The sequence below is a fragment of the Streptomyces sp. NBC_01352 genome, from assembly GCF_036237295.1.
Classification (GTDB): Bacteria; Actinomycetota; Actinomycetes; order Streptomycetales; family Streptomycetaceae; genus Streptomyces; species Streptomyces plumbiresistens.
Window position 1 is genome coordinate 213,857 of the sequence record NZ_CP108354.1, and the last position, 13,433, is coordinate 227,289.

The following is a 13,433-nucleotide window of genomic DNA, read 5'->3' on the forward strand; positions in this document are numbered from 1 at the left end:
GCGCCGACCACGACCGGCCGGCCCCGCCACACCCCTCGCGCCCCGACCAGGAGCTCCACATGGCCCTGCCCTCTGCCACCCGCGAGATCCGGCTCGCCGCCGTCCCGAAAGGGCTGCCCGGCCCTGAGCACTTCGCCGTCGTCACACAACCGGTGACCGCTCCCGGCCCCGGACAAGTCGTCGTGCGGAACCAGTACTTCCTCGTCTTCCCCGGGCTGCGGACCCTCATCGGTGGAAAGGTCGAGGGCATACCGCTGCCGCCGATCCACGCCGGTGACGTCCTGTTCGGTCCCGCCGTCGGCGAGGTCGTCGCCGCGGGCTCCGGCAGCCCGCTTCGGCCGGGAGATGCCGTCACCCACCTGCTCGGTTGGCGCGAGCACACGCTGCTCGCGGCGGACCAGTGCACCCCGATCGGCGATGTGCTGCCCGACCCGGTGGCCCACCTGTCCTCGGGAGCGGCCGCCTACGGCGCGCTCACCCGGTTCGCCGAGATCCGCCCCGGCGACACGGTCTTCGTCACCGGGGCGGCCGGCGCGGTGGGCACCCTGGCGGGTCCGGTCGCCAGGCTGCTGGGTGCCGGCAGAGTCATCGGCAGTACCCGTTCCCCGGCCAAGGCCGATCGGCTGCGCACCGAACTGGGCTATGACGCGGTGGTGGTGCCCGGCTCCCCGTCCGCCACGCTCGCCGGGCAACTGAGGGAAGCGGCGCCCGAGGGCATCGATGTCCTGGTGGACACCGTGGGCGGCGAACACTTGACGGTGGCACTCATGGCAGCGCGCCGCGGTGCCCGCTTCGCTCTGGTCGGCGCGCTGTCCGGACAACTGTCACCGGACGGGGGCGGCGGCAGCGCGCCGGCCGACATCGACTCCTACCGCGTCATCACCCATGGGATCGCACTGCGGGGCTACAGCGGCGTGGACCACCCCGGGGTGGCGGAAGAGTGGGCTACCAGGTTCGGCTCCTGGCTGCGCTCCGGTGAGATCGCCTTTCCGCAGGTGCGGATCCCGGGCATCGAACGGGCTCCTCGAGCGTTGCAGGAACTGTTCGAGGGGCGGCACTTCGGCACGGTCGTCGTGGAGCTGCCGCCACAGTAGGCGCCCCCGGCCGACGCCTCGCGGCGCCGTGGAGAAGGAGGTCGGCATGCGGATCGGAGACGCGGCGGCAGCTGCCGGGACCACTCCACGGGCCCTGCGGTTCTACGAAGAACGCGGCCTGCTGCCCCCACCACCGCGCACGGCCACGCGCCAACGCCGGTACGGGCCCGACGAGATCGCCCGAGTCCGTGTCATCCGTGAACTGCTCGGCCTCGGTCTCACCGTCGAGGACCTGCGATGCATCGCCGACCGGATCCAGCTCCTGGTCGAGGATCCGGGGCGGCGCTGCGCGAACGCCGACGCGGCCTCCCCCGGCTCCGGCGTGGTCGAGCGCAGGCTGGCGGCCATCGACGCCGAGATCGACCGCCTGAGCCGGCTGCGCGCCCGGCTGGCGCAGCGGACCGAACGGACGTAGGCCCTTCCCATACGGTGTCGGCGGACCCTGGCAGATCTTCCCTCCCGTCTACCGAAATCCCAGGTCAGCGACGTATCCGGCGATGTGTCAGGTGGCGCAACACTTCCGCAACACCACCATCCCTACCGGATAGGTATGGTCCCGAACATGCCACCCACCGACCGCATCCGAGACCACGCCGGCCAGGGCGCGCCCACCGTCGCCGCCCAGCGCACGCGGCGTCGGCTGCGCGCGGACCAGGCACGCCAGCTCGCCGATCTCCTGCGTCACCAGCTCCTCACCGGGGGCTTCCCGGCCGGCACCCTGCCGCACGAGTCGACCCTCGCCACCGAGTACCGGGCCTCCCGCAACACCGTCCGTCAGGCCCTCGAGCTCCTGCGCGCCGAGGGCCTGGTGGAGCGCCTCCCCGGCGTCGGCACGGTGGTCGTCGCCCAGAAGTACCCCCACGGGCTCGACCGGCTGATGGGCCTCGCGGAGACCCTGCACGAACACGGCCGCGTCACCAACGAGGTCCGCACCATGGGCCCGGTCCTGGCCCCCGCCCCGGTCGCCGAGCGCCTCCGCATCCCACCCGGCACGGACGTCCTCTACATCGAACGCCTGCGCAGCCTGAACGGCCTCCCCCTGTCCCTGGACCTCACCTACATCCCCCTGGACATCGGCACCGACCTGCTCGGCTGCGACCTGGAGAACACCGACGTCTTCCGCCTCCTGGAGTCCCTCACCGGCCAGCGCCTGGGACACGCCGACATCACGCTGGAGGCGGTCAACGCGGACGCCCATTCCGCCGCCGTGCTTCAGGCCACGCGCGGTGCGGCCGTCTTGATGCTGGAACGCCTCACGCACCTCGCCGACGGGCGCCCCGTAGACCTGGAGTTCATCCGCTTCCGCGGCGACCGCATCACGATGAGCGGCCTGCTGCACCGCTCCCTCTGACACCGCCCTCCCCGCGGCAAGACCCGCAGCAAGACCCGCAGCAAGACCCGCAGCAACACGTGCAACAAGACCTACCGCGCGACATTCCTGGAGACAGCCATGCCCTTGGTGCCCCAGCGGGCCGACGTGCCCGTGACCATCGACGAGTCGAAGTGCATCGACGGCTGCACGCTCTGCGTGGACATGTGCCCGCTGGACTCCCTCGCCATCGACACCAGCAGTGGCAAGGCGTACATGCACGTCGACGAGTGCTGGTACTGCGGTCCGTGCGCGGCCCGCTGTCCCACCGGAGCCGTCACGGTCAACATGCCCTATTTGCTCCGCTGACCCCCTTGACCTGCTCCGGTGAGAGGCCGAACACCCATGAAACGCACGGCAGTCGCAGCAAGCGCAGTCGTCCTCCTGCTCCCGCTCAGCGCCTGCGGCGGTGACGCCGAGGCCGGCGACAGCTCCACGGTCACCGTCACCGTCGGCTACCAGTCCAAGACCATCAACACGGTCACAGCCGGCACCCTGCTCCGCTCCCTCGGTTACTTCGAGAAGCAGCTGACCTCTCTCGGCGACGGCGTCACCTACAAGGTCGTCTGGCAGGACTACGCCACCGGCGCCCCCATCACTGCCCAGATGACCGCCGGGAAGATCGACATCGGCTCGATGGGCGACTTCCCGCTGCTCATCAACGCCGCCCGGGGCAAGCAGCTGAACCGCCCCACCCACCTGGTCTCGGTCACCGGCTACAACCTGCGCGGTGGCCTCAACACCATCGTCACCGCACCCGACTCGGGGCTCAGCTCCCTGAAGGACCTGAAGGGAAAGAAGGTCTCCACGAGCGTCGGCTCCGCCGCCGACGGCACCCTTGTGCGGGCCCTGCAACGCGCCGGCATCGACCCCAACGACGGCATCGAGAAGCTCAACCAGCAGCCCGCGGTGGGCGCTTCGGCTCTGGCCGCGGGCAGCGCGGACGCGCTGTCGCAGTTCGTCGCCTGGCCCGGCCTGCTCACCTACCAGGGCAAGGCGAAGGCACTGTACGACGGCGCCCAGCTGAACCTGCCCACCTTCCACGGCGTCACCGCCCGCGAGGACTTCGCCGAGGACCGACCGGCCGTCCTGGAGGCGTTCCTCAAGGCCCAGGCACAGGCCACCGACTACCTCAACGCCCACCCCGTCACCGCCGCCGAGAAGGTCGCCGAGGCCACGGGCCTGCCCGCCGAGGTCGTCTACCTCTACAACGGCGCCCACGGCATCTCCACCTTCGACCCGGCGGTCAAGCCGCAGCTCGTCTCCGCGCTGAAGCAGGACGTGTCGGTCCTGAAGGCGGCGAAGCTGACCGGCGACGTGGACGTGGACGCGTTCGTCGACGACCAGTACGTGAAGAAGGCGCTCGGGGCGTCGTACGGGAAGCAGCTCGCGGCCACGCCGCCCGCCGCCGCGAGCGAGGCGTGGCCAAAGGGCGCCCAGGAGACCAGGACCTTCAAGTCCCCGGCGCAGCTGCTCAGTTACGTGGCCGCCCACCCCGATGGCATCCGCGCCGCCTACGTCCCCGACGCCACCACCGGCACCCTCTGGTTCGCCGACAAGGCGGTGTGGGTGGCCGACGGCGAGAAGCTGCTGCCGTTCGTCGCCCCGGCGACCGCGCAGGCGTACGTCGACCGGCACGAAGGGGCAAGGGTCATCACCTACGCCGACGCCCTGGAGCGTGTCTCGTGAACCGGCCCGCACCACGAGCCGCCCGGTACGCACTGCGGGCGGCCGCCCTCGCCGCGGCCCTCGGCCTGTGGCAGCTCCTGACCAGCCTGGACGTCGACCTGTGGCTGCGGTTCTCGCAGTTCCCCACGGTCACCGACGTCGCCCGCGCCTTCGCCGACCGCCTCGCCGGGGCCGACTACTGGACGGACCTCACCGACAGCCTGACCCGCATCCTCACCGGCTTCCTGCTGGCGGCGGTGCTGGGTGTGGCCGGGGGCGTGCTCATGGCCCGCTCCCCGCTGGCCGAGGACCTGCTGGGTCCACTGCTGGAGGTGGTCCGCCCGATCCCGGCCATCGCCCTGGTCCCCGTGGCGATCCTCCTGTTTCCCTCCAACGAACAGGGCATCGTCTTCATCACCTTCACCGCCGCCTTCTTCCCGGTCCTGGTCTCCACCCGGCACGCCGTCCGTGCGCTGACGCCCGTGTGGGAGGAGGCCGTGCTGACGATGGGCGGCGGCCGATGGCGCATCCTCGGCTCGGTCGTCCTGCCGGGCGCCCTGCCCGGCGTCTTCGGCGGCCTGTCGGTCGGCATCGGCGTCTCGTGGATCTGCGTGATCTCCGCCGAGATGATCTCCGGCCAGTACGGCGTCGGCTACCGCACCTGGCAGGACTACACGATCGTCAACTACCCGGGCGTCTTCGTCGGCATGGTCACGATCGGCGTCCTCGGCTGGCTCACCTCCATGACCGTGGAACTCCTGGGCCGCCGCCTGACCCGCTGGCTGCCGCGCACGTCGTACGTCCCCGGCGCGCGCGTCCCGCGGCGGACGCGCGAAGCCCCCTCCCCCGCACCGGTCGGCCCCAGGCCCAAGGAGGACGCGTCTCATGACCAGCTCGTCTGACGTCCGCTCACCGTCCCGCACCCGCACCGGCACCGGCACTGGCACCCGCCTCGCCCTGCACGACGCCGCTCTCGGACGCCCCGGCGCGCCCGTGCTCAACAACGTGCACCTTGACGTGGCCCCCGGAGAGATCCTGACCGTCGTCGGCTCCTCCGGCTGTGGCAAGTCGACCCTCCTGCGCACCCTGGCCGGCCTTCTGCCCCTGCTCTCCGGAGAGATCACGCAGGACGGACGCCCCCTGACCGCCCCGTCCGCCGAACGCGCCCTCGTGTTCCAGGAGGACGCCCTGCTCCCCTGGCGCACCCTGCGCGCGAACGTCGAACTGCCCCTCGCCATCAAGGGGTTGTCCCGCGCAGAACGCCGTACCCAGGCCGAGGCATGGCTCGACCGGGTCGGACTCGCCGAGCACGCCCGGCGCTGGCCGCACCGCGTCTCCGGTGGCCAGCGTCAGCGCGCGCAGCTGGCCCGCGCCCTGGCCGCCGGCCCTCGTGCCGTGCTGATGGACGAACCGTTCGGCGCCCTCGACGCCCAGACCCGCGCCGGCATGCAGGACCTGCTGGTGGAGGTGCTGCGCGGCACGCGCGCCACCGTCGTCTTCGTCACCCACGACGTGGACGAGGCCCTCTTCCTCGGCGACCGCGTGGCCCTGCTGGGCGCGGGCCGCCTGATCGCCGTACGGGACGTACCGCGCCCGCGCGAGCGCGCCGCCCACGACGATCCGGCGCGTATCGATTTGCGGCGCGAAGTCCTCACGTCACTCGGTTCTTGAAAGGCACCCTGGTGGACACCCCCCTGCAGATCCCGGACCTCACCGACGCGGACGAGATCATCTGCGACGTCCTTGTCATCGGCGGCGGCACCGCCGGCACCATGGCGGCCCTGACCGCCGCCGAGCACGGCGCGGACGTCCTGCTGCTGGAGAAGGCGCACGTACGCCACTCAGGCGCACTGGCCATGGGCATGGACGGCGTCAACAACGCGGTCATCCCCGGCCGCGCCGAACCCGACGACTACGTCGCCGAGATCACCCGCGCCAACGACGGCATCGTCGACCAGTCCACCGTCCGCCAGACCGCCACCCGAGGCTTCGCGATGGTGCAGCGGCTGGAGTCGTACGGTGTGAAGTTCGAGAAGGACGAGCACGGCGAGTACGCGGTCCGCCAGGTCCACCGCTCGGGTTCCTATGTGCTGCCGATGCCGGAGGGCAAGGACGTCAAGAAGGTCCTGTACCGGCAGCTGCGGCGGCGCGAGATGCGGGAGCGGATCCGGATCGAGAACCGGGTGATGCCGGTGCGCGTACTCACAGCGGAAGGGCGTGCCGTGGGTGCGGTGGGCTTCCACACCCGCACCGGCGCCTTCGTCACCGTCCGCGCCGGCGCGGTCATCCTGGCGACCGGCGCCTGCGGCCGCCTCGGCCTGCCCGCCTCCGGCTACCTGTACGGCACCTACGAGAACCCCACCAACGCGGGCGACGGCTACGCCATGGCGTATCACGCAGGCGCCGAGCTGACCGGCATCGAGTGCTTCCAGATCAACCCGCTGATCAAGGACTACAACGGTCCCGCCTGCGCCTACGTCGCCAACCCCTTCGGCGGCTACCAGGTCAACCGGCACGGCGAACGCTTCGTCGACTCCGACTACTGGTCGGGCCAGATGATGGCGGAGTTCGCGGAGGAAGTCGCGAGCGACCGGGGCCCGGTCTACCTGAAGCTGAGCCACCTCCCGGAGGAGTCGATCTCGGCCCTGGAGTCCATCCTGCACTCCACCGAGCGCCCGACCCGAGGCACCTTCCACTCGGGCCGCGGCCACGACTACCGCACCCATGACGTCGAGATGCACATCTCCGAGATCGGCCTGTGCGGCGGCCACTCGGCCTCGGGAGTGCGGGTCGACGACCACGCCCGTACGACCGTACCCCGCCTGTACGCCGCCGGGGACCTGGCCTGCGTCCCGCACAACTACATGATCGGCGCGTTCGTCTTCGGGGACCTGGCGGGCGCGGACGCGTCCCAGTACACGCCGTACGAAGGGGAGTTGCCCCTCGACCAGCTCCAGGAGGCGCACGAGCTGATCTACCGCCCGCTGCGCAACCCGGACGGCCCGCCGCAACCCCAGGTCGAGTACAAGCTGCGCCGCTTCGTGAACGACTACGTGGCCCCGCCGAAGTCCGGCGCGCGACTGTCGTTGGCCCTGGAGGCCTTCGAGCGGATGCGCGACGACATCGCCGCGATGGGCGCCCGCACCCCGCACGAGCTGATGCGCTGCGCCGAGGTCACCTTCATCCGCGACTGCGCGGAGATGGCCGCGCGGGCCTCCCTGGCCCGCACGGAGTCCCGCTGGGGCCTCTACCACGACCGCCTCGACCACCCCCACCGTGACGACGCGTCCTGGTTCCACCACCTCGACCTGCGCAAGTCCCCCACCGGTGCGATGGAGTTCACGGCGCGTCCCGTGGCTCCCTATCTGGTGCCCGTCGACGGTCTCACCGCGGTCGGCGGACCCTCCCGCCGCCTCGGCGAGGTCCACCCGGAACAGGTGGCGACCGCGGGCGCCCGGGAAGCGGCCCCTGTGGCGATACGGCCGGAGCACGCCCTGACCGATACGACCGCCCGCCCCGGTACCGACACGGACACGCCGGCCACACCGCGCCTGCTCGAGCTCCTCTCCCTCGCAGAGGACGAGCCCCGGCTCTCCGCCCTCACCCCTTACCTGACCGACCCCGAGCCCACCGTTCGCCGAACGGCCGTCACCGTGCTGACGGAGACGGTGCCGCCGGGCACCGGACCGGCACTGGCCGCCACGCTCGCCGACCCCGACGCCGGCGTCCGCGCTGCCGCAGCCGCCTCACTTCGCGAACTGGTCGAGACGCTGGACCCTGAACCAGCCCTGCACGACGGCCTCGTCGCCGCCCTGTCCGAAGCCGACCCCGTCGCCCGTGCCGCCGCACTCGACGTCCTGCGTGCTCTGCGCCTCGGTGACACCGGGCTGTTCACGGGCTCCCTGTCGGACGCGGACATCGCCGTGCGTATCGCGGCCGTGCGAGCACTCGTGTCGGTCGACGCAGCCGGGGAGCTGGCCCGCGCGGCGACCGCCGACCCGTCCCGCGAGGTCCGCGTCACCATCGCCAAGGCCCTGGCCACCGTGACCGCAGGACAGCCCGACGGCACCACGTCGGCTAGCCCCGGACCCGACATGGTCCTCTCGGCCCTCACCGAGCTCATCGACGATCCCGACGCCCTGGTGCGTGCGGCCGCCTATGAAGCACTGGGCACGACCGGCTGCCCGACACCCCTGGCCGCGCGCGCGGAGGCAGCCCTGTCCGACCCGGCCTGGCAGGTCCGGGCAGGCGCCGGCACCGCCCTCTCCCTCGCGGCCCCCGGCCTCGCCGTACCCGCCCTCGCCAAAGCCCTCGCCGACCCGAACGCCGACGTCCGCAAGGCCGCCGTGACGGCACTGACCCGGCACCGTGCCACCGAGGACGCCCGAGCGGCCCTGGCCACGGCGACGACGGACCCGGACGCGGACGTCAGGGCCTACGCGGCCCGGGCACTGTGACCCAACCGCTGCGACGGAGACGACAGCTCCGGAGCGCGGGCAGCGAGGTGGGCCATGCGGACAAGGGCCCTCACAAACCAAGCGCAGGTTGACCGAGCTTCTGCGACTGTGCGCCGAGGTCGGGCCAGCTGGTGGTTTCGATCCGGCATTCGCCCGTACCATCGGCATCGCATCAGGCGTCGTCGTCGGACGGCTGCGCCCGGCCCCGCCGCCCGCCAAGGCCAAGCCCAGAACTTCTCAGCTGGACATCAGCTTGACCACCTCTCCGGGGGTGATGCGTCCCGCGTCACGGAGGGCGGCCTCGCGGGCGAACTCGGCGGCCGGCTCGACGGCGAGAGCGACCGCCTCGGCGTCGTCGGCGATCACGTGGGTCGTCGCCGGCTCCCGGCGTCCGCGAAGGAGATCTGAGCGACGGGCTGTGCGGCCGTCGCGCCGCGGAACGGATGGCTCCACAGCCCGCGCGCCTGAGGCCGTGGCAGGACGCCCTCGCCGAACCAGTACGCCTCCCGCAAGTGCGGGTAGCCGGAGAGCACGAACTCGTCGATGCCGAGGGCGTGGTACTCCTTTGATGCGCTCGGCGACCTCGTCATGGCTGCCGACCAGGGCGGTGCCCGCGCCGCCGCGGACCAGGCCGATGCCGGCCCACAGGTTGGGGTGGATGTCCAGACGGTCGCGGCCGCCGCCGTGCAGGGCGAGCATCCGCTGCTGCCCCTCGGACTCGCCGTGGGCGAGCCCAGCCTGGACCGTTCGCACCGTTTTCCGGGTCGAAGCCCTCCAGGAGACGCTTCGCCTCCGCCCAGGCCTGCTCGGGGGTGTCGCGGGTGATGACGTGCAGCCGGATCCCCAAGCGCAGCGTGCGGCCCTCCTTGGCCGCCAGCCCTCGGATCCAGGCGATCTTCTCGGCGACCGCGGCCGGCGGCTCGCCCCACGTGAGGTACACGTCGACGTGTTTCGCCGCGAACTCCCCGGCGATGGGCGAGGACCCGCCGAAGTACACCTCCGGCACCGGGTTCGGGCAGCCGGGCCAGCTTCGCCTCCTCGACCCCGGAGGTGCTCACCCGCCAGGTCGACCGTCTTCGCCTGCCACAACCCCCGGACGATTTCCGGGAATTCGCCGGTCCGGCGGTAGCGGGCATCCTTGTCGAGGAAGTCGCCGTAAGCCTTCTGCTCGTGGCATCTGGTCTCACTCCTCTGCGCCGCCCGGGTCACGCACTCGGCCTGATCGAGCCTCGCGGAGGAGAATGCCCACACCCCTGGAGGACCGTGGCCCGCAGTTCCCTCACCAAGGCGCGCACGACGGCGGATCCGGCCAGTTCAGAGGCGATGACGTAGCCGACCTGGCGTGTCGGGCGCTCAGATCCCAGATCGGTGATCCCGACCGAGTTCGGCGCTCCGACCAAGGAGAGGGCGGGCATGATCGCCATCCCGTGACCTGCGCTCACCAAGGAGAGCACGGCTCCGTCGTCCTCGGCTTCGATGGTCGCGTTCGGGATCCAGTCCTGTGCCGCCCACCAGTCGCGGGTGTACGAGCCGCAGTTTTCAGCCCAGTCGACCAGGGGCAGCGAACGCGGGGCTGCGTGGCCCGCCACGTGTACCAGGGCATACGACTCCTCAAGGAGTCCGCTTGCGACAAGGCCCGGCGGAAGCGGCGTGGAGCCGCCCAGTGTGGCGATGGCTATGTCGGCTTTCCCGTCGGCCACTTCACCCGCGGTGCCGCGCCCCACCTCGCGTACGACCCGCACCCGCGGCTCGATCCCGGGATGCCGGGCGCGCAGCCGCTCAAGCGCGGGCGGCAGCAGGTGAAGAGCAGCGCTGCGGAAGGCCGCGATCCGCAGCGGCCCCTCCGCCGCGTCGGACCGGGCCGCACCACGTGCCTCAGCGGTCAGGACGTCCAGCAGACGCAGGATGCGGCGGGCGTATGCCACGGCCTGTTCTCCGGCCGGGGTGGGGCGGGCGCCGGCGCGGCCGCGTTCGAAGAGCACGGCACCGATCTTGCGCTCGCTGCCGCGAACCGAGTGGGAGACCGCGGACTGGGTCATACCGAGTGTCCCGGCCGCGGCCGAGAAGCCGCCGGTGTCCGCGACCGCCACCAGGACGCGCAACTCGTGCGGGGCGAGATCGGAGGCGGTCGTGCGGGCCACGGGGCGCTCACCTCAATGTATGAGAACTGCTCATGGAACGGGGTGTCGCATGAGCCCAACCGGCTGCCCACCAGGCGCATTCCCGCCCTACGGTCCGGTCATGAACGAGACCGCGCTCACCGTGCACCAGATCGCCCGCCCGCACGGCTTTCCCACCGCCGACCACTTCACCTTCGTCGAGTCCACGCTTCCCGACCCCTCGGTCGGCAGCGCGCTGGTGAAGAACCTCTACTGGTCCGTCGACCCCTATCACCGCGAGATGATGGATGACGTGCCCGGCGGCTTCACGCTCGGCGCACCGCTGGAGGGCCGCACCATCGGGCGGGTCATCGCCTCGCGCACGCCTCGGCTGGCCGAGGGGGAGATCGTGTTCCACCGGAAGGGCTGGCGCACGCACGCGGTTGTCTCGCCCGAGGAGATCCGGCAGCTCCCCCGCTTCGACGGCGTGCCCCTGACCGCGTACTTGAGCATCCTCGGTGGCACCGGCCTGACCGCCTACGTGGGCCTGACCCGCATCGCCCGGCTTCAGAAGGGTGAGGACCTGTTCGTGTCGGCCGCGGCGGGCGGGGTCGGCACGGCGACCGGGCAGTTCGCCCGGCTGCTCGGCGCCGGACTACTCGTGGGCAGCGCGGGCTCAGCAGCGAAGGCCGACCATCTCACGCGGGAGGTCGGCTACGACGCCGTCTTCGACTACCACGAGGGACCCGCCGCCGCCCTGCTGGCCAAGGCCGCGCCGAACGGCATCGACGTGTTCGTCGACAACGTCGGCGGCCTGCAACTGACCGCGGCGGTGGGAGCACTGCGCGAGTTCGGACGCATCGTCCGCGTCGGCACGATCAGCCAGTACAACACCCCAGACGCGCCGCCGCCGCGCTTCAACCACGCGGACATCGTGGAGAAGAGCATCCGCATGGAGGGGTTCCTGGTCAGCAACTACCGTGATGTGCAGGAGGAGTTGTACGACTTCGCGGTACCACATCTGCAGAGCGGCCGGATCGCCCCGGACGAGACGGTGGTCGACGGGTTCGAGCGCATCGTGGACGCGTTCCTGGGCATGCTGCGCGGTGAGAACATCGGCAAGATCATCGTGCGAGACCGCACGCAAACAGCCGATGTTCGGTGACGAGGTCGAGCGACTCGATCGCGCCCGCCCGTGCGGGCCGGGGAGTTCTTGGGCCTGTCCGAGCGTGGTGCCGGCCCTCCGCCGATGTCAGCCGGTCGTGCTCGGAGGCCGGCAGGATGTCGATCCATGCTCGGACAGAGCCATCACCTCTTCCACTCTTCCACGCCTTCCGGTTCGTGCCCGGCCACTTGACGTTCGCTTCCCTGTCGGCGCACGCGACGGGCGGTTCCGGCGTCGGCTGCGGCGGTGCCGCGACCGCATGCCGAGGCGGCGTGCATCGCCGAGGTCAGTGCGCCGCCGGGAACTCCTCGGTGAGATCGTGCAGCCGACGCGCGGCCGAGGGGCCGAAGTCCGCCGCGTGCACGTCCAGTTCGTACTCCTCGACGAACGCGCTGAGTGGCCGCGGAGGAGGGCTGTCGAGGACGGCTGCGATCGACACCAGCGCCTCGGACACGGGCTTCGCGGTGCGCTGCAGTTCCTCGATGTGAGCCCGAAGGCGGCGCCGGCCACCAGCTGCGTTCCGTCGAGTGCCACCGGCAGCGCTGCAAGCAGCACGGAGAGCGCGACCGCTGCCCGGCCAGAGCGACGCCGATTCCCAGGACGAGGCACCCGTAAGCGGGTCTGGAGAAACACGCAGTCCGGCGTGTCCGGCGCCTCAGCCAGTGGCCAGCTCTCCGAGCAGTTTCCAGGTGCGGCGCCGGTCGGCTTCACTGCCCAGGTCCGTCGTGGTGAACACCACCTCCGTCGCCCCGGCCTCCCGGTACCGCCGTACCTCGGCGGCGACGGCCTCCTCGTCCCCGATCACGGCCAGGTCGGCGGCCCGGGTGCCCCCGGAAAGCCCGATGACCCGCTGGTAGGAGGGGAACCGCTCGTAGAACGCGAGCGCCTCTGTCGCGGTCTCCCGCACCGCCTCGGCGTCAGTGGTGACCACGCCGGGCACGAATGCCACGATGCGCGGCGCCGGCCTGCCCGCCGCCTCGGCCGCGGCGGTGACGGCCGGGACGATGTGCTCGGCGAGCGCGCGCGGGCCGGCCAGGTACGGAAGGATGCCGTCCGCGAGTTCGCCGGCGACGCGAAGCGCCTGCGGTCCCATGGCGGCGACCAGGATGGGCACCGGCGGTTCGGCGCCCGGCACCGTCGCCGGCAATGGTGTGGTGGCGGTCAGCAGCTCTCCGTGGAAGTCGGCGCTGCCCGTTTCGACGAGTTGGCGCAGAGCTGTGAGGAACTCGCGGAGCAGACGGATGGGGCGCTCGTACGGGATGCCGAAACCGGCCTCCGTCAGCTGCTTGGTGCCGAGCGCGAGCCCGAGGTGGTAGCGGCCGCCGGTGGCCGCCTGGGCTGTTTGGGCCTGGCTGGACAGGAGCAGCGGATGGCGGCCGAAGATGGGGATCGCAGCTGTTCCGACGTGCAGTCCGGACACTTCGCGGCCAATGATCGCGGCCAGCGAAGGGGAGTCGTACGAGAAGGTCTGCCCGAACCACACAGAACGCAGTCCGGCCTCGTGGGCCTCCCGGGCGAGCTGCACCGTAGTGTCGATCCGGTTCTGGTGAGGGAGCACTAATCCGATGGTCATATTCTAGG

Annotated in this window: 15 protein-coding genes; 9 read left to right on the forward strand and 6 right to left on the reverse strand. The window is 71.5% G+C overall.

Going from position 1 to position 13,433, the window contains the following annotated elements:
* The first annotated feature begins 59 nt into the window (after positions 1-59).
* The 8 genes from OG252_RS01155 (at position 60) to OG252_RS01190 (ending at position 8,588) form a co-directional block, all read left to right on the forward strand.
* Complete coding sequence (locus tag OG252_RS01155) at positions 60-1,094, forward strand: MDR family NADP-dependent oxidoreductase (RefSeq protein WP_329332988.1); 1,035 nt, start codon at positions 60-62, stop codon at positions 1,092-1,094.
* A 46-nt stretch (positions 1,095-1,140) separates the two neighbouring features.
* On the forward strand, positions 1,141-1,509 hold the full coding sequence (locus tag OG252_RS01160) for a MerR family transcriptional regulator (protein WP_266452645.1): 369 nt from the start codon (positions 1,141-1,143) through the stop codon (positions 1,507-1,509).
* Positions 1,510-1,656: 147 nt separating this feature from the next.
* Positions 1,657-2,445: a GntR family transcriptional regulator gene (locus tag OG252_RS01165; protein ID WP_329332990.1), complete on the forward strand. Its 789-nt coding sequence runs from the start codon at positions 1,657-1,659 to the stop codon at positions 2,443-2,445.
* A 99-nt stretch (positions 2,446-2,544) separates the two neighbouring features.
* Positions 2,545-2,772 (forward strand): 4Fe-4S dicluster domain-containing protein, encoded by a 228-nt coding sequence (locus tag OG252_RS01170; RefSeq protein WP_053852588.1) that lies wholly within the window; start codon positions 2,545-2,547, stop codon positions 2,770-2,772.
* 36 nt (positions 2,773-2,808) lie between these two features.
* Positions 2,809-4,152: an ABC transporter substrate-binding protein gene (locus OG252_RS01175; RefSeq protein ID WP_329332996.1), complete on the forward strand. Its 1,344-nt coding sequence runs from the start codon at positions 2,809-2,811 to the stop codon at positions 4,150-4,152.
* Positions 4,149-5,033: an ABC transporter permease gene (locus OG252_RS01180; protein WP_266452637.1), complete on the forward strand. Its 885-nt coding sequence runs from the start codon at positions 4,149-4,151 to the stop codon at positions 5,031-5,033. Before OG252_RS01175 ends, OG252_RS01180 begins: the two co-directional genes overlap by 4 nt.
* Positions 5,017-5,802, forward strand: coding sequence for an ABC transporter ATP-binding protein (locus tag OG252_RS01185; protein WP_329333000.1), 786 nt, complete (start codon positions 5,017-5,019; stop codon positions 5,800-5,802). The genes OG252_RS01180 and OG252_RS01185 overlap by 17 nt, the downstream gene beginning before the upstream one ends.
* An 11-nt stretch (positions 5,803-5,813) precedes the next feature.
* The gene (locus tag OG252_RS01190) at positions 5,814-8,588 is read left to right on the forward strand and encodes a fumarate reductase/succinate dehydrogenase flavoprotein subunit (RefSeq protein ID WP_329333002.1); all 2,775 of its coding nucleotides are present in this window, start codon (positions 5,814-5,816) and stop codon (positions 8,586-8,588) included.
* A gap of 237 nt (positions 8,589-8,825) precedes the next feature.
* Here OG252_RS01190 and OG252_RS01195 read toward each other — a convergent pair whose 3' ends face one another.
* The 4 genes from OG252_RS01195 to OG252_RS01205 form a co-directional block, all read right to left on the reverse strand.
* Entirely contained in the window at positions 8,826-8,954 is a 129-nt protein-coding gene (locus OG252_RS01195; protein ID WP_329333004.1) for a hypothetical protein, read from the reverse strand.
* Complete coding sequence (locus tag OG252_RS52245) at positions 8,951-9,178, reverse strand: hypothetical protein (RefSeq protein WP_443068374.1); 228 nt, start codon at positions 9,176-9,178, stop codon at positions 8,951-8,953. The genes OG252_RS01195 and OG252_RS52245 overlap by 4 nt, the downstream gene beginning before the upstream one ends.
* Positions 9,175-9,594: an LLM class flavin-dependent oxidoreductase gene (locus OG252_RS52250; RefSeq protein ID WP_443068375.1), complete on the reverse strand. Its 420-nt coding sequence runs from the start codon at positions 9,592-9,594 to the stop codon at positions 9,175-9,177. Before OG252_RS52250 ends, OG252_RS52245 begins: the two co-directional genes overlap by 4 nt.
* 199 nt (positions 9,595-9,793) lie before the next feature.
* Positions 9,794-10,729, reverse strand: coding sequence for a LysR family transcriptional regulator (locus tag OG252_RS01205; RefSeq protein WP_329333006.1), 936 nt, complete (start codon positions 10,727-10,729; stop codon positions 9,794-9,796).
* A gap of 100 nt (positions 10,730-10,829) precedes the next feature.
* Between OG252_RS01205 and OG252_RS01210 the strand changes: the two genes are divergently transcribed.
* Positions 10,830-11,852: an NADP-dependent oxidoreductase gene (locus tag OG252_RS01210; RefSeq protein ID WP_329333008.1), complete on the forward strand. Its 1,023-nt coding sequence runs from the start codon at positions 10,830-10,832 to the stop codon at positions 11,850-11,852.
* A 286-nt stretch (positions 11,853-12,138) separates the two neighbouring features.
* On the opposite strand, the gene OG252_RS01215 is transcribed toward OG252_RS01210, so the two are convergent.
* Positions 12,139-12,306, reverse strand: a complete 168-nt coding sequence (locus OG252_RS01215) for a hypothetical protein (RefSeq protein WP_329333011.1) — start codon at positions 12,304-12,306, stop codon at positions 12,139-12,141.
* A 201-nt stretch (positions 12,307-12,507) separates the two neighbouring features.
* On the reverse strand, positions 12,508-13,425 hold the full coding sequence (locus tag OG252_RS01220) for an LLM class F420-dependent oxidoreductase (RefSeq protein WP_329333013.1): 918 nt from the start codon (positions 13,423-13,425) through the stop codon (positions 12,508-12,510).
* Between the last annotated feature and the right edge of the window lie 8 nt (positions 13,426-13,433).